The organism is Bradyrhizobium sp. USDA 4541, assembly GCF_024171085.1.
Lineage (GTDB): Bacteria > Pseudomonadota > Alphaproteobacteria > Rhizobiales > Xanthobacteraceae > Bradyrhizobium > Bradyrhizobium australafricanum.
On sequence record NZ_JALJZF010000001.1, the window covers coordinates 7,791,009 to 7,807,105 of the forward strand.

The window sequence follows — 16,097 nt, forward strand, 5'->3', positions numbered from 1 at the left end:
CACAAATTTTCTAATGCAAGAAATTTTTGTAATATGTTCAGACGCCCTCGAAACGGTGCGCCACCGCCCCGTTGGGCTTCGGCAGCGGCCCGTTCTCGTTGGTTGCATGGTCGTCAAGCCATTGTTCCGACGGCGAAAGCAGCCCGCGATAGATCTCGCCGCAGAGTTTCCGCGCCGCCCTGCCCGGCCAGTCCTTCGGCAGCAGCTGATACGGCAGCAGCGGATCACGCAGCACGACCCGCCGGTAATGGTGGATCAAGAGAATGCGCGCGGTGAAGGCGTCGGCGTCGCTCAGCGTCTCGCCGCGGATGATCGAGCCGTGCAGCGGCTCGAACGTCTTCATGAACTTCAGATAGGCGTCCGCGGTGCGGTCGAGCGGCCAGCTTTCGCTGAGCAGCCGGCGTCCGCTGTCATCTTCCGCGGAGACTTCGAGCCGGATCACGCGCGACGCTTCAACGGGGATCGGCACGCCCGACGGCGCGACCCACACACCGGGCAGCGGGCTGCCGAAGCCGGCATTCTTCAATGCCTCGCGCGCGGCGTCGCGGTCCTCGGCATTGCCGATCAACAACAGCTCGAAGCGGCCGGTCCAGTCCGACGGCGGCGGATCGTAGATGTGCCGGGTTGCGGTGTCGAAGGTCTGCCGGCCCTTGGCGTTCAAGCGATAAAAACTGTTGCGGCCGACCTTGCTGCGCTCGAGCCAGCCGTCGGCGGCGAGCCGCGACATCGCGGTGCGCACCACATTGCCGTCGATGTCGAGGGACTTGAAGAATTCCAGCAGCGTGCCGAGCCACACCGAGCCGCCGCGCGGCACGATGGAATCGCCGAACACGGTGATGACGAGCGAGCCGGTGCGTGACGGCTCGCGCTTCAGCTGATCGACGATGCGGGCAAGCGGCTGTGGCATGCCCAACGCATAGCGCGTTTTGTCGATTCACGACAATGCAGGGTCTTCTCCTTCTCCCCGCGTGCGGGGAGAAGGTCGGGATGAGGGGGCTCTCCGCAATCACGGTGCGAGTTGCGCTCGTGGAGACTCCCCCTCACCCGGATCGCATTGCGCTGCGCTTCATGCGATCCGGCCTCTCCCCGCAAGCGGGGCGAGGTGAAGAGAGACCTTCGCAAGACCTAGCGATTGGGATCCGGATAGACGATGCTGCGCCAGCCGCTGCGATCGAACGGCGCCCACTCGCCTTCCTTCTGCGCGAGGCGATCGGCAACCGCGTAGACCACGGCCGGGTGATGACCCATGCCGCAATGGCTGCTCTCGACCTCGATGCTGTCGGTCATCGACGAGGCCTGCTCGCGGCAGCCCTGCCAGGCGCAGACGCCGTCGGTACGGCTGAAGATCGCGGTGGTCGGCACCGGCGGCGCGCTGGCGAGCGAGCCGCCGAAACGCGAATCCTCTTCATCGGCGCGCCGGCCGCTGGCCATCTCATAGACGCGCCAGGCGTTGGTCGACTTCGGGCCGGCGGCAAACGGGCTGCCGAGCGTGATCACCTGGCGCACGCGCTCCGGCATCATCTTGGCGAGCTGGCGCGCATAGAGGCCGCCGAGGCTCCAGCCGACCACCGAGACCTTGCGGCCGGTCGTCTCATTCATCTGCTGCAGCAGGTCGACCATCCCGTCCTGCACGCCGGCGCGAAGCCCGAGATTGCGGCCCTGGCGCCAGCCGCTGACGGCGTAGCCCTTGCTCCTGAGAAAGTCGCGCAGCGGCCGGGTCGACATGTCGGAAGCGATCAGCCCCGGCAGCACCAGCACCGGATGCCCATCGCCGCGCGGCGCGAGGCTGAGCAGCGGCAATGCACCAAGAAAGGCGCCGAGCTCATGAATGGCGCGGCCTTCCAGAAACATCAGCGTCCTGGACGGCGGGCGTAGCGTCTGCGCAGCAACGGACATTTCAGCTCCTCTTCCGGCAGGACCGCCGGCAATGGGACCAACGAGAATGGTCAACGGGATTGACTCAAACCCGGCGGAATCGTTCCGCAACGCAACAATCTGTCCTGAAAAGCTAGGGAACCGGACACTTTCGTGCAAGCGGTCCGGGTCACACTTGCCACAACTAAAGTGACGTTCGTGCCCAATCGGTCACAGCAGCCGCAGCGTGTATTCCAGGGTGTAAAGCGCAAGGCCGGCAAGCCCGCCGATCAGCGCGCCGTTGAAGCGGATGTATTGCAGATCCTTGCCGACATTGACCTCGATCAGGGAGATCAGCTGCTCCATGTCCCAGCTCTTCATCTGGTCGGCGATGAAGCCCGAGACGCCGCACTTCTGCTCGGCGACGACGGTGCGCAGGATCGCCACCAGGCCCTGATTGATCTCGCCGCGCAGGTCGGTGTCGCCGTCGAGCGCGTCGCCGGCCTCGACCAACATTCGCGCCAGCTGATGCTGCAGCACCTGCGACTCGCCCGAGGCGCTGCGTTCGATGAAGTCCTTGACGTTGGCCCAGATGGTGCGCCCGAGATTGGCAAGCTCGGGCCGCGCCATCAAATCGCGCTTGAGACCATCGATGCGGTCGGCGAATGCCTTGTCGCTGCCGAGCCGGTCGACAAAGGACAGCAGCATGCGGTCGAACTCGCCGCGGAACGGATGCTGCGGGTCGTTGCGCACTTCCTCGAAGAATTTCGTGGCGGACGCGATGATCCGGTTCACCACGAACTTGTCGGCACGATAGAGCCTGAGCAGCGTCGGCATCTCGGCGCGGACCTTGTCGCGGATCACCGCCATGGTCTCCTGCTGCGTCAGCGTCTGGTGCAGCACGCGCAGGATGTCGTCGAGCAGGCCGCCATGCTTGCCCTCCTGCACGAAGCCGCGCAGCGCGCCGGCCGCGAGCGGCGCGAGGTCGATCGAGAGCACCTGCGTCGTGACGCGGCGGCTGATGAACTGCATCAACCCCGAGCTCTCGGTCGCCGCGAATGCCTCGGGCAGCATCCGCAGCACGAAGCGGGCGAGATCCTCGGAACGTTTGCGGTCGCGCAGCCAGTCGGCGATGAACGAACCGAAATCGATCTCGCGCAGCTTGGCCTCGACCGGCCCGGATTCCAAAAAGTTGTTCTCGATGAATTCGCCGAGCTTCTCGGCGATGCGCGCCTGATTGCTCTGGATGATCGCGGTATGCGGGATCGGCAGGCCGAGCGGCCGCTTGAACAAGGCGACGACGGCATACCAGTCGGCGAGGCCGCCGATGGTTGCGGCCTCGGCAAACGCGGCGATGAAACCGAACACCGGATGCACCGGCAGCAGTGCTTTCGCTGCGATGAAGATGATGAAGGTTGCCGCCAGCACGCCAGTCGCCAGCCACTTGACGCGCCGCAGCTCGGCCGCGCGTTCGACGTCGACTGGCGTTGCGATGAGGGCGGCGGGAAGGGTCATGGGGTTTCGCGGGGGTGACGAACGAAGCATAGCATGGCTCACCGCCGTCATTCCGGGGCGTGCGAAGCACGAACCTCAGGTGCGCAATTGCGCACCGGGGAATCTTGAGATTCCGGATCGCCGCTTCGCGTCGTCCGGAATGACGGTGGACACATGAGCTATGAAGGACACCGCCAAAAAAGAAGGCCCGCAAAATGGCGGGCCTTCGAAAAGGGCAGTTGGTCAGCGCGGCCGCGATCAGGCGGTCTTGCCGTAGACCTTGGCGAAGTTGTCCTGCGCGGTCTTCGCACCATCGGTGACGAGCTTGCCGAGATACTCGGTGGTGGCCTTCGCCCGCGAGACGAACAGTTCGCCACGCGCACGGGCCAGCTCCGACTGGATCTGGGCGGCTTCGCTCAGCGACTTGGCCGACGCGAGCTTGTCGATGCCGGCGAAGAACGCCTCGGCGTCCTGGTAGATCGCCTGCTGGATGTTGCGGCTGATCTTGGCGGCTTCGGTCACCGAACCGGCAACAGCGGACTCGATCACGTTGGTCACCTTCTCCGAGCCGGCATAGGCATCGGCAGCGCGGGTCTTGGCCGCCTCGGCCTGCTTCTTCACGAACTCACGGGCGGCTTCCGGAACTTCCAGGTTCTGAAGCTTGGTGAACGCCTCGGTGACGGGCGCAAAGGCTTCCTTGACGCTGTTCAGCACGGAATTGGTTTCGGTGGTCATTGGGGTCTCTCCATCCTCAGGTTTGAGCTATGGGCTCACCCCGTCCGGTTTGGCCCGGGGCAACGGTGTTATGACACGCCTCATGATGCACCGCAACATCTATGTTGCAGCGCGATATCACGAACCTGTGAACAGCACGAAGATCCGGCAGATTGCCTAGAGGACCAGCAGAAAACGGGTTCTAATTACCGTTGACCGCGTCGGATACCCCGTACGCCTCCATTTGGGCCCGGACCTGCGCCACGTTATGCCCCAGCACGACGATGTCGTGGGTCTTGCCCTCGACGTCGCGGACATGGTCGCGCAGCAGGGCCTCCGCCTTGAAGCCGAGGCTCTCGAACAGCGCGATCGCCGCCTGCTGGTCGACGGTCATCTGCACCGAGAACTTTTCCAGCCCGGCACCGAGCGCGATGGCGAAGGTCTCCTGCGACAATGCCCGGCCGACGCCCTGCCCGCGCACGTCGAGCGACACCACCATCCGGATCTCGCCGACATGCGGCGACCAGGAATGCGGATCGCGCACCAGGGTGCCGCAGCCGACCACCTTGCCGTCCTTGATCGCGAGCAGGCTCGTGATGTCGCCGCGCTCGATCTCGTTGATCCAGGCCGACAGCACCTTCGGCTGGCTGATGTTGCGCGGCAGGAACAAGAGATCATGCGTCGGCAGCTTTTGCGCGAAGGCCAGCACCGCGGCCTCGTGGTCCCGAATCATCAGGCGAAACTCGATGTCGCCCGCCTCGGTCTTGACGCGGCGCGGATAGGAACGTTGTTCGGTCATGTCGATCTCTCTCAAGTCGACCCTTCTTAGGTCGATCTTTTGCTCAGCCAGGAGTCCAGTTTCGGCCACAGCCGCTTGATTGCATTGGCGCCGGCGACCAGCGAGACGTGACCGCCCTTCAGCATCACCTCCTCCTTGTCCTCGGAGCCGATCTTGGTGATCAGATGTTTTGCCGCATCATACGGCACGATGTGGTCGTGCTCGGCGACCGCGTGCAGGATCGGCACCTTGATGTCGGCAAGCTTGGCCGCGCGGCCGCCGACCGTCATGGTGTCGTTGTAGAGCTTGTTGTCCCACATCAGGTCCTTGGTGATGGAGCGGAAATATTCGCCCGCGAGCGGCAGCGTGTCGGTCGCCCAGCGATCGAACATCCGGTACGACTTGACGAACTCGTCGTTCCAGATGTTGTCCCAGAGCTGGATCTGGCCGACGACACGCGCGGCCGGCCGCAACATGTCGAACGATTGCAGGATCAGTTCGGGCGGCATGTTGCCGGTGCTGTCGATCAGGCGGTCGACGTCGAAATAGCGGCGGTCGGCGAAATTCGAGAACAGCTTCATCTCGCGGAAATCGATCGGCGTGGTGAAGCAGATCAGGTTCTTCATCGGCCCGTCGTTGAAGATCGAGCCGTAGAGCAGCGACAGCACGCCGCCGAAGCAATAGCCGATCACCGAGACGTCCTTTTCGCCGGAATCCTGCTGCACGCGGCGGACCGATTCCGGAATGAAGTCGAGGACGTAGTCCTCCATGCGCAGCGATCTTTCCTCCGGCTTCGGCGCACTCCAGTCCAGCATGTAGACGTCGAAGCCGCGCTTGAGCAGGAACTCGATGAAGCTCTGCCCCGGCACCAGGTCGAGGATATAGCCGCGGTTGGTGGTCGCCATCACGATCAGCACCGGCACGCGATAGACTTCGCTGGCCAGCGGCCGGTAGTGATAGAGGTTCATGGTGCCGCGCGAATACAGCACGTCTTTCGGCGTCGAGCCGAGCGACGGGCCGGAGCTCGAGAAATACTCGACGCCCTTGATGCTGCGCTGGATCGCGCGCTGCACCTCGGACTGGACCCGCTCGGAGATCGAGGCGAAATCAAAGGGGGTGGGAGCATTCATTTGCTGCCTCCCTCCGCTGGCGGCTGCTTGGTGCGCGGTGGCCGCGGCGTTGCGCCATGGCCGTCGTCCGGCGCCAGCGAATTGTGGTGCACCTGCTGCAGCAGCGTCTTGATCTCGTTGAGCTGGTTCTCCATCGATTGCAGGCGCTCGGCCATGCCGACGAGCTGGGCGCGGCTCGGCAGGTTCATCGCGAGCAGATATTTCTCCATCAGCTCGCCGAGCTGCTTCTGCGCGCCGGCCGCAACGCCGCCGGCCTGGTTCATCGCCTTGGAAAATTCCGGCGAGCTCATGAGCTGGTTGCCGAAGGAGTTGAACCCCTTCTCCATCTCGCCAATCATCGTCTGCCAGATCACGGCAGGGTCGTTGCCCTTGTCGGCCATGCGGCGCTCCTCCACACCAATTTCGGGCGCTTGCCGCGCTTCCATTTGTTTCTGCCATACGACACTGTTGCTGCTGATCGGTCAACTGCGCGGCGCGACCAGCGACGCCGAGGCTCTTCTGCGCTGCGTCAATCCGTGGCATAGAGGTTCCTGACCGCGACACCAGCAGGGGACGCCCGTGACCACGCTCGCCCATCAGCCGCCGCAGATCATCCGCGCCAATGGCATCGACATCTGCTACGAGATGTTTGGCGATGCGAATGCCGAGCCGCTGCTCCTGATCATGGGCCTCGGCGCCCAGATGATCCATTGGGACGACGAGTTCTGCCGCCAGCTCGCCGCCCGCGGTTTTCGCGTCATCCGATTCGACAACAGGGATATCGGCAAATCCTCCCGCCTGAGCGGCGGCAAGCGGCTGACCGCGCTCGAATTGCTCAAGCTCCGCTTCCTGAAGATCCCGGTCGCAGCGCCCTACAAGCTGGCCGACATGGCGAGGGATACGATCGGGCTGATGGATGCGCTCGGCATCCGCACCGCGCATCTGGTCGGTGCATCGATGGGCGGCATGATCGCGCAGGAGGTTGCCATCACCTTCCCCGAGCGTGTGCGTTCGCTGACCTCGATCATGTCGACCACGGGCAATCCAAAGATCCCGGGCCCGACCCGCGAGGCGACCGCAGTGCTGATGGCGCCGCCACCGAAGAGCAAGGAAGAGTATTTCGTCCGCTTCGGGCAGACCTGGAAAGTCCTGCGTAACGGCTCGTTCCCTGAAGATGAGGCGCTCGATCCCGAACGCGCGCGGCGCACCTTCGAGCGCGGCCTCAATCCGGAGGGCGTCAGCCGTCAGCTCCGCGCCATCCTCGCCTCCGGCAGCCGCAAGGAGCGCCTGCGCGGCGTCAAGGCGCCGACGCTGGTGATCCACGGTACCATCGATCCGCTGGTGCATCCCGAAGGCGGCAAGGACACCGCGGTCTCGATCCCGGGCGCGAAGCTCGTGATGATCGAGGGCATGGGCCACGCCCTGCCGATTCCGATGTGGCCGCAGATCATCGACGCCATCGACAAGCACGCGCATGGCGCGGCGGCGAAGGCGGCGTGAGGCCAGAGCGTTTTCGAGCGAAGTGGATCCCGGTTCGCGTGAAGAAAACGCCCCAAAGCCAAAATCGAGAGCCCCGTCCCGATTCAATCGGAACGGGGCTCCGGTATCTTCCGGTAACCATGTGAGCCAGGAGTGCGTTCTTCCGGGCGCGGTATGGACGCTGTAGAGAGCGCTATCCACCGCTCAGCCACCGGGAGCAACCAGATGAAGACCATCCTCCGGCCACAGACAGCCGTCGCCGCTCTCCTCCTCGCGCTCGCGTCTTCATCGGCAATGGCGGCTGCCAGCGAAGCGCAGCAGGAAGCCAACCGCAAGGCGGTGCTGGCGTTCTACGAGAAGGGGCTGAACCAGAAGGACGCCGACGCGGCGCTCGCCTATGTCGGCAACCGCTATGTGCAGCACAATCCCGGCGCGGCCGACGGCCCGGAAGGCTTCCGCAAGTTCATCCGCTTCCTGCGCGAGAAGTTTCCGAACTCGCACAGCGAGATCAAGCGCTCATTCGTCGACGGCGACTACGTGATTTTGCACGTCCACGCCGTGCGCGAGCCCGGCACCCGCGGCAACGCGATCGTCGACATCTTCAAGCTCGAGGACGGCAAGATCGTCGAGCATTGGGACGTGGCGCAGCCCATTCCGGAGAATCCCGCCAACAGCAACACGATGTTCTGAGGCATCGTGATGGCTTGTGTTCAGCCACTGGCATGATCAGGCTGGCGAGCGCGCCGGGACGCCCGCTATTGCTTGACCGCGATCCAGATCACGTGGCGGACACCGCGGCCTCGGCCGGTGGCGCGGACGGCAATTTCGTTGACCGCGAACCCGGCCCGGGTGAGCGATTTCGGGAACTTGGCATTCGGACCGGACGACCAGACGGCGAGCACGCCGCCGCGCCGCAACGCGGCGTGTGCGATCTTGAGCCCGGAGACATCATACAGCGCGTCATTGGCCTTGCGGGTGAGACCTTCAGGCCCGTTATCGACGTCGAGCAGGATGGCATCGAAGCTGAGCGGTTGGCGTTCGATCACGCTGGCAACATCCTCCTCCCGGATATTCACACGCGGATCGTTCAGGCTGTCGCCGAAGATCTCCGCCATCGGGCCTCGCGCCCAGGCAACGACCGCCGGCACCAGTTCGGCCACCACGATTCTCGCCTCGGGCCCGAGCACGGCGAGTGCGGCCCGCAGCGTAAAGCCCATGCCGAGGCCGCCGATCAGAAAATGCGGCCGTTCGACCGTCTCGATCTTCTTCGCGGCAAGCGTCGCCAACGCCTCTTCCGAGCCCGACAGGCGGCTGTTCATCAGCTCGTTGGTGCCGAGCATGATCGAAAATTCGCGGCCTCGCCGCATCAGACGCAATTCACCCTCGGTGCCGGGAATGCGCGTGGTATCGATCTTTTCCCATGGAATCATGCGGCGGCTTGTAACATGGCCGGCACCTCTGCCGTAGCCCGAATGAAGCGAAGCGAAATCCGGGGTCTGCCCCGTCCGCATAAGACGCTGTCCCGGATTACGCTTCGCTTCATCCGGGCTACGAAGGCGTGAGCCTAGCCGCCTGTCCAGACGTCGAGCACGTAGCGGTTCCTGGTGCCCATTTCCTCGATCCAGCGCGCGGCGGCGTCGGTGTCGACACCGGTGCGCTCGCGATAGATCGAGATCAAGGTCGCCTTGACGTCGGGCTCCATCCTGCCGCCGTCGCCGCAGACATAGACGACCGCGCCCTTCTGGATCAGCTCCCAGACCCGGTCCTTCTGCGCGGCGACGAGGTGCTGCACATAGGTCTTCGGGCCATCGGCACGCGAGAAGGCGGTGTGGAGTTCACTGACGCCGTCGGCTGCGAACGCCTTCAGCTCATCCGCATAGATGAAATCCTGCTCAGGGTGCCGGCAGCCGAAGAACAGCATCGCCGGCCCCAGCGTCGCGCCCTGCGCCCTGCGCGCGGCGCGCTCCTGCAGGAAGCCGCGGAACGGTGCGAGCCCGGTGCCCGGCCCGATCATGATGATCGGCACGGCATTGTCATCGGGCAGGCGGAAGCCGGCCTTGGTCTCCTTGATGGTGGCGTGGACGGTGTCGCCGGCGCGGCGGCGCGCCAGATAGTTCGAGCACACGCCCTTGTAGATGCCGCGGCCGGAACTTGCCGGCGCCTCCACCACGCCCACGGTGACACTGCAGCGCTGCGCCTCGCCGGCCGGAGACGACGAGATCGAATAATACCGCGGCGCCAGCAGCGACAGCATTTCGAGATAGAGGTGGAACGGCAGCTCGCAGGCCGGATATTCCTCGAGCAGGTCAAACACCGATTTGCGCTTGGCCAGCACCTCGGCGCGATAGCGCGCGGCCGAGGCATCGTCGTCGCCGACATAGGCCATCAGCTTCGGTTTGGTCACCGGGCAGCGGGTGTGCTCGGCCATGATCTGGATCTGTTTGCGGGTCGCGACCTGTTGCAGCTCGACGAACTCGGTGAGCAGCCGTCCGACCGACACGGCGTTGCCGACCGGCAATTGCGCGCGGCGGCCTTCCGAGACCTGCAGACGGATCTGGTCGGCCGGCAGGAAGCCGAAGCGGCGCGCAACGGAATCGACCAGGGTCGGATCGTTGCGCGGCACCACGCTGAGATGATCGCCGACGCGGTATTTCAGGCTGGCCGGCAGCTCGACCTCGATATGCCGGGTCGAACGCTCCGACGGATGAGCGCCTGCCTTGGTCTGCAGCTCGCTGTTGGCGAGCACCTTCATCGGCACCGCGCCGCCTTGCGTCACGATGGTGTTGACCGCGCCCTGCGCCACCGGTTCGATCGCGTAGAGCGGCTCGTCCTCGGCGGTGCGGGTGAAATTCCAGTCGATACCGAATTCCTTGGTCGCGACCTTGGCCGCCTCCGGGAACCATTTCTGGAACTGGCCGTCGAGATCGCTGCGCGCATCGCCCTCGCCGCGCGGATAGACGGCGCGTGCGCCATGCTTGGTGAGCTGCTCGTCGATGAAACGCGGCACCGACTGGTAGGTCGCCGCCCAATCGCTGTTGCCGCAGCCGAACACCGCGTAGCGGACCTTGGCGAAGGCATCCTTCGGCAGGTCGCTCTCGAGCCATTTGACGAACTGCGTCGCGTTGTCGGGCGCCGCGCCATTATAGGAGGCGCAGATGATCAGCACGCCGCCCTCCTCCGGCAGCTTGCCCACATAATCGTCCAGCGGACCCAGCCGCGTCGCGAAGCCGTTGATCTCGGACAGATCGGCCATGCGGGTCGCCAGTTCCTCGGCGGAGCCGAGATTGGAGCCGTAGAGCACCAGCATCGGCGTGTTGTGGCCGGGGCGCGTGGTCGGCGCGCGCGGCGCCTTCGGCGCGGCCGCAACCGCGCCCGTGCTGCCGGCGAACGCGCCGCGGTCCTTGTCGTCGCGCGGCCGCACCTTGATCCTGAAGCCGTCGGGCTTGACCGTCAGCGTCTCCTTCAGATGCATCTGATAGCGATGAACGTCGATCAGCTTGAAGCGTTGCAGGATCATCCCGATCGCCAGCGCCGCCTCGTGCATGGCAAAGCCGCGGCCGATGCAGGCGCGCTGGCCGTTGCCGAACGGCTTCCAGGCATTGATCGGGCGCTTGGCCTCCGCCTCGCGGCTGAAATTCTCGGGATCGAACACGTCGGGGTTGGGGCCCCAGACGCTGGGATCGCGATGCAGCGCCATCACTAGGATGGTGATGAAGGTGTTCTTCTTCAGCTTGTACTTGCCGCCGATCATCTCATCGTTGAGCGGCGCGATGCCGTAGGCCGGCGCCGGCGGCCACAGCCGCAGCGCCTCCTTCAGGCATTGCGTGATGTAGGTGAGTTGGGTCACCTGCTGATAGGTCGGCCGCGCATTGACGTCGGGACCGAGGACGCGATCGACCTCCTCATAGGCCTTCTTCAGCACCTCCGGGTGCTTCAGCAGCGCGTAGATCGTGCACGACAACAGGCCGCTGGTGGTCTCGTGGCCGGCGATCAGGAAGGTGTTGATCTGGTAGCGGATGTTGACGTCGTCGAGCTGCTCGCCGGTGGCGCGGTCGACGCCGGTCATCATCGCCGCCAGCATGTCCTTCTTGTCGTCGGTCGCGGCGGTGCTGCCGCGCCGCTCGGCGATGATCTCGTCGACCATCTTGTTCATGAAGGCGACGTCGTCGGCGAGCGTCCTGCGCCGCTTCTGCATCCACAGACCCTCGAGCGGCAGGCCGCGGGTCATCATGATGGTTTCGAGCGAGCGCACCAGCGATTCCACGAACGGGTGGTAGTCGCGGCGGTAGAATGAATTGAAGCGGTAGTCGAAGCCGCAGAGGCCGATGGTGTCGAGGGTGAGCGCCGTCATGTCGTGGACGACCTCGATCTCCTCGTCGGCGTTGAGGCGCTCCCATTTCTTGACCAGCTGCTCGGCGATGTCGACCATGCTCGGGTGGTACGACTGCATGGCGCGGTTGCCGAACGGCTGCATCAGGATGTTGTGCGCCTTGCTCCAGTTCGGCTCCTTAGTGTCGGCGGTGAACAGGCCGTCGCCGCCGACCGCACGCACCCGGCGCAGCGAGCCGCGCACCGCCTTGTCGAAGCGCTTCTCGTCGGAGAGCTCGTCGACGAGATCGTGGCCGGACACGATCACGAGCGGCGCGCCCATCATGTCGAGCCAGAAGATCGGTCCGAGCTCCTTGGAGAGCTTGACGAGATGCTGCACCGGCGCGGTCGAGTCCAGCGACAGCATGTTGCCGACCACCGGCTTCGTCGGCGGATGCGGAATCGGACTCAGTCTGTTGCCGGACGCCATTTTCGAAGTGCCCCCTCTAACCTCAGTCATTCCGGGATGGTCCGAAGGACCAGACCCGGAATCTCGAGATTCCGGGTTCGATGCTGCGCATCGCCCCGGAATGACGACGCCGTCGTCAGCCAAACCGCTTTCTGCGCCATTCGATCAGCTTCGCGCTGACTTCGTCAGGCTTTTCCTGCTGCGTCCAATGGCCGCTGTCCTTGACCAGGTACTTCTCGAGGTCCGGCACCAGCCGCTCCATGCCGTCGGCGGCCGAGGGCGGCAGCACCGCGTCGTTCTCGGCCATGATCATCAGCGACGGCACCCGGACGTGATGGTCCAGGCCGGCCGAGCGCTCCCAGTTGCGGGTGAAATTGCGATACCAGTTGATGCCGCCGGTGAAGCCGGTCTTGGTGAAGGTGTCGACGAACACCTTTTTCTCGTCCGCGGACAGGATCGGCGTGCGCGGGTCATGCTTGGCGTCGTAGTTCGCGATCATCTGCGGAAACGCCAGGTTGAGCCGCGCCGAGGCGCCGACGCCGGCGATCGGCTGTTCGGGCGGCGCGTCCGCCGGACGCGGCACCGGCTTGCGCATGAAGGCGTCGAAGGTCTGCTCGACGCGGCTGCCGAAGATGCGGTCGGGCTCGCGCGCCGGATCCTGGAACTGGACGATGTACATGTGGTCGCCGAAGCGCTGGCGGAACAGCGCGATCGGGTCCATCGGCGCACGATCCCAATGCGGCGTGTTGACGCCGACGACGCCGGCGACCCGCGCAGGATGCCTGAGCGGCATCTGCCAGACGACAAAGCCGCCCCAGTCGTGACCGACGAAGATGGCCTTGTCGATCTTGAGATGGTCGAGCAGGCCGACGAGATCGCCGGTCAGGTGCTCCATGTCGTAGGCCTCGACCGGCTCCGGCCGGTCGGTCGCGCCATAGCCGCGCTGATCCGGCGCAATCACCCGGATGCCGGCCTCGCCCAGCGCCTTGATCTGGTGGCGCCAGGAAAACGCCAGTTCAGGCCAGCCGTGGCACAGCACCACCGGCGGCGTGTCGGTCTTGGGGCCAGCTTCATAAAACCCCATGCGGATGCCGTTCGTCTCGGCGAACTGCAGCGGTGGCATTTCAATCATCGACCGGGATCCTTATTCGGCTGCGCCCTTGATGTCCGCAGGCGGGCGAGCGAACGCCGCCTCGAGTACATCGAACTCGAGCGGCAGCATGTCGCACATCACCTGCACGTGGGGAATGATGTTGGCGCCCACGATGAAGCCGAAATCGAGCTGATCGCGGTAGCTCTGCACGGTGATGTTGAGCGCCACGCCGTGGGTCGAGATCGAAACCGGGAAGATGTGCAGCAGCTCGGCACCCGCCGCATACAGCGTCTGCCGCGGCCCCGGCACATTCGAGACCGTGATGTTGGTGGCCGGCGGCAGCACGTTGGAGAGGTCGGAGCGGCTGTAGAGCAGCGCCATGATCTGCACCAGGATCGGCGCGCCCAGCAACGAGATGTTGGTGACCTGCGGCACCAAAGCGCGCAGCGGATGCGACATCTCCTTGGACTTGGTCGACTGCGCGATGATGGTTTCCAGCCGCTTCCGGGGATCCTCGATGTCGGTCGCGATCGAGCAGATCATGCCGAACACCTGGTTATTGGATTCGGCGTTGCCCTCCTCGCGCAGCGAGATCGGAACGCCTGCCGTCAGCGACTTGTTCGGCAGCGCGCCCTGGCTGATCAGATAGCGCCGCACCACGCCGGAGGCGAGCGCCAGCACGACGTCGTTGAGCTTGCCGCCGGACGCCTTCGCCAGTGCCCTGGCACGCGACAGCGAGATCGAGGTGCCGGCAAAGCTGCGCTCGGACGAGATCGCCTTGTTGAGGATGGTCGGCGGCGAGGACATCGCCTGCAGGCTCTCGCGCGACCTCGGATCGGCGACCTTGGCGACGACGTCGGACAGGCTCTTCATGACCGTCGGCATGGAGCCGGCGAACTTCACCGCGCTCTCGATCTGGAACATGGCGTTGTCGAACAGGATCGAGCCGAGATCGCTCTTGCCGGAGCGCGGCAGCTCCAGGCTCTTCTGCGCGGCGGCGGCCGCCTCGAACGGCTGGGTCCAGAGTTGCTGATAGGCGTCGATCAGATTGGCCGCGATGTCGCGCGGCTCCTGCGCGACTTTCTTCGCGCTCGGCGGCTCGATCTCGCGCGGCACCGGCGTCAGATCGTAGATCATGCTGGTCAGCGCCGCGCCGGCGCCGCCGTCGATGCAGGCATGGTGCATCTTGGAATAGAGCCCGATCTCGTTGTCCTTCATGCCCTCGAAGACGTAGAACTCCCAGAGCGGGCGGGCGCGGTTCAACAGCTTGGCATGCATCCAGCCGACGATGCGCTCCAGCGTCGCGCGATCGCGCGGCGCCGGCAGGCTGGCGCGGAAGATGTGACGGTCGATGTCGAACTGGTCGTCCTCGACCCAGGACGGATGATCGATGTCGAGGGGCGCCTTCTGCAGCCGTGCCTTGAGGATCGGCGCGATGTGCAGCCGCGAGGCGATCATCGCCTTGAACTCCTCGAAGAAGTCGCCCTTGTAGCCGTCGGGCAGGCGGAAGATCGCCATGCTGCCGACATGCATCGGCATTTCCGGCGTTTCCAGATAGAGAAACGATGCGTCCAGCGAGGACAGCTTCTTGGCGTCGCTCATGGTCTCCTCCCGAGAGCCTACTTACGCGGGCGCCTTGGGCGGCGCTTCTCGTCGTTTGGTCAGGATAGTGCCTGTTCTGCCGGCCCGTAGGCAATGGCAAAGGGGCCCGAGCGGTCAAAATGCCGGAATTCCCCTTCCGGCTGGGCCAGCCGGTCCGCAATCGCCCACAGCGCCGCGGGATTGACGCCGAGGCCGATATGGCTGGCGAAATGCACCTCGATGTTCTCGGCGGTGGCCGACGGCCGCACGCGCGAGGTCCGCCAGTTCACGATGCCATCGGTGCGGGAATAGATCGAGGTCGTCGGCACCGGCATGTCGCCGGCGATCGCGGCGCGGATCTCAGGGATGTCGTCCACAGCTTCGCCGGACAAGAGCTCATAGAGCCGCGTCGCATTGGTGGCGCGGATGTCGTCGGCGAACGGGCTGCCCAGCGTCATGATGGAGCGCACCAGCTCCGGCATCTGCGACGCCAGGTCGCGCGCATAGACGCCGCCGAGGCTCCAGCCGATGATCGAGACCTTGCGCCCGGTCGCCTCATGGACCCGCTTCAGCAGGTCGCGCAGCGCAGCCCGCCTGCTGGAAATCCCGCCGAAATTGCGGCCCATGTTCCAGGCATAGGCGTCGTAGCCGAGCTCCTTCAGATAGCGCCGCATCGGCGCCATCGAAAGGTCGCTGGCAAGGAAGCCCGGCAGCGCCAGCACCGGATGACCATCGCCCTTCGGCGCCTGCATCAGGAGGGGCGACAGCAGCAGGCTCGAATTGAGTTCGAGCACGCCGCGCGCCTCCGCCAGCATCAGGAACAGGCTCGGCGGGCGCAACCGGCGTTCGGTCCCATCAACGCTCCTGTCCATGTCGGTCACTATTTCTTCTTGCTCGTGCCGCCGAAGCCGGCCATCGCCACGAACATGTCCTGGAAGCGTTCGGCGAGCTTGGGATCGAAGGTGAACCAGCTCTGCATCAGCGATTCCGGTGAGATCTTGTCGATGTTCGACGTCATCTGCTGCTGCAGCTTGTCCATCACCGCGGTCTGCATCGGTCCCACATCCGGCAGGCCGAAGAATTGCCGCGCTTCGAGGGGCGTACAATCTATCTCGACGTTGACTTTCATATCCGCCTCCTCAAATGCGCCTTGGCCCGCCACAGTATCGCCGGGACGGGGCGAGTTGCGCAAGCGAGCCGTACCTGCCCCGGGGGGCA

15 protein-coding genes are annotated in these 16,097 nt (G+C 64.9%); 2 read left to right on the forward strand and 13 right to left on the reverse strand.

Going from position 1 to position 16,097, the window contains the following annotated elements; translation table 11 throughout:
• Positions 1-37 precede the first annotated feature (37 nt).
• The 7 genes from paaX to J2R80_RS37490 form a co-directional block, all read right to left on the reverse strand.
• Positions 38-907, reverse strand: coding sequence for a phenylacetic acid degradation operon negative regulatory protein PaaX (gene paaX / locus J2R80_RS37460; RefSeq protein ID WP_253640345.1), 870 nt, complete (start codon positions 905-907; stop codon positions 38-40).
• 218 nt (positions 908-1,125) lie between these two features.
• Complete coding sequence (locus tag J2R80_RS37465) at positions 1,126-1,896, reverse strand: triacylglycerol lipase (protein ID WP_168857784.1); 771 nt, start codon at positions 1,894-1,896, stop codon at positions 1,126-1,128.
• A 189-nt stretch (positions 1,897-2,085) separates the two neighbouring features.
• Positions 2,086-3,369, reverse strand: a complete 1,284-nt coding sequence (locus tag J2R80_RS37470; protein ID WP_253640346.1) for a DUF445 domain-containing protein — start codon at positions 3,367-3,369, stop codon at positions 2,086-2,088.
• A gap of 237 nt (positions 3,370-3,606) precedes the next feature.
• Positions 3,607-4,083 (reverse strand): phasin, encoded by a 477-nt coding sequence (locus J2R80_RS37475; protein ID WP_028331816.1) that lies wholly within the window; start codon positions 4,081-4,083, stop codon positions 3,607-3,609.
• A gap of 181 nt (positions 4,084-4,264) precedes the next feature.
• Positions 4,265-4,861 (reverse strand): GNAT family N-acetyltransferase, encoded by a 597-nt coding sequence (locus J2R80_RS37480; RefSeq protein WP_141340844.1) that lies wholly within the window; start codon positions 4,859-4,861, stop codon positions 4,265-4,267.
• A gap of 26 nt (positions 4,862-4,887) precedes the next feature.
• Positions 4,888-5,970 (reverse strand): alpha/beta hydrolase, encoded by a 1,083-nt coding sequence (locus J2R80_RS37485; protein ID WP_141340843.1) that lies wholly within the window; start codon positions 5,968-5,970, stop codon positions 4,888-4,890.
• The gene (locus tag J2R80_RS37490) at positions 5,967-6,350 is read right to left on the reverse strand and encodes a hypothetical protein (RefSeq protein WP_057017659.1); all 384 of its coding nucleotides are present in this window, start codon (positions 6,348-6,350) and stop codon (positions 5,967-5,969) included. Before J2R80_RS37490 ends, J2R80_RS37485 begins: the two co-directional genes overlap by 4 nt.
• 178 nt (positions 6,351-6,528) lie before the next feature.
• Here J2R80_RS37490 and J2R80_RS37495 point away from each other — a divergent pair, with 178 nt between their 5' ends.
• Together J2R80_RS37495 and J2R80_RS37500 are read left to right on the forward strand one after the other, a co-directional pair.
• Positions 6,529-7,449, forward strand: coding sequence for an alpha/beta fold hydrolase (locus J2R80_RS37495; protein ID WP_253640347.1), 921 nt, complete (start codon positions 6,529-6,531; stop codon positions 7,447-7,449).
• Between the two features lie 204 nt (positions 7,450-7,653).
• Positions 7,654-8,118, forward strand: a complete 465-nt coding sequence (locus tag J2R80_RS37500) for a nuclear transport factor 2 family protein (RefSeq protein ID WP_229190400.1) — start codon at positions 7,654-7,656, stop codon at positions 8,116-8,118.
• Positions 8,119-8,183: 65 nt separating this feature from the next.
• On the opposite strand, the gene J2R80_RS37505 is transcribed toward J2R80_RS37500, so the two are convergent.
• From J2R80_RS37505 to J2R80_RS37530, 6 genes are all read right to left on the reverse strand, one after another.
• Positions 8,184-8,858: a spermidine synthase gene (locus J2R80_RS37505; RefSeq protein WP_141340840.1), complete on the reverse strand. Its 675-nt coding sequence runs from the start codon at positions 8,856-8,858 to the stop codon at positions 8,184-8,186.
• A 134-nt stretch (positions 8,859-8,992) separates the two neighbouring features.
• A complete protein-coding gene (locus tag J2R80_RS37510) occupies positions 8,993-12,226 on the reverse strand; it encodes a bifunctional cytochrome P450/NADPH--P450 reductase (protein ID WP_253641062.1) in 3,234 nt (1,077 codons plus the stop codon).
• A gap of 115 nt (positions 12,227-12,341) precedes the next feature.
• Positions 12,342-13,337 (reverse strand): alpha/beta fold hydrolase, encoded by a 996-nt coding sequence (locus J2R80_RS37515; protein WP_141340839.1) that lies wholly within the window; start codon positions 13,335-13,337, stop codon positions 12,342-12,344.
• A gap of 12 nt (positions 13,338-13,349) precedes the next feature.
• Entirely contained in the window at positions 13,350-14,900 is a 1,551-nt protein-coding gene (locus tag J2R80_RS37520) for a wax ester/triacylglycerol synthase family O-acyltransferase (RefSeq protein WP_253640348.1), read from the reverse strand.
• 59 nt (positions 14,901-14,959) lie between these two features.
• Entirely contained in the window at positions 14,960-15,751 is a 792-nt protein-coding gene (locus J2R80_RS37525; RefSeq protein ID WP_076827229.1) for an alpha/beta fold hydrolase, read from the reverse strand.
• Between the two features lie 8 nt (positions 15,752-15,759).
• The gene (locus J2R80_RS37530) at positions 15,760-16,008 is read right to left on the reverse strand and encodes a DUF6489 family protein (RefSeq protein ID WP_057017614.1); all 249 of its coding nucleotides are present in this window, start codon (positions 16,006-16,008) and stop codon (positions 15,760-15,762) included.
• Positions 16,009-16,097: the final 89 nt, after the last annotated feature.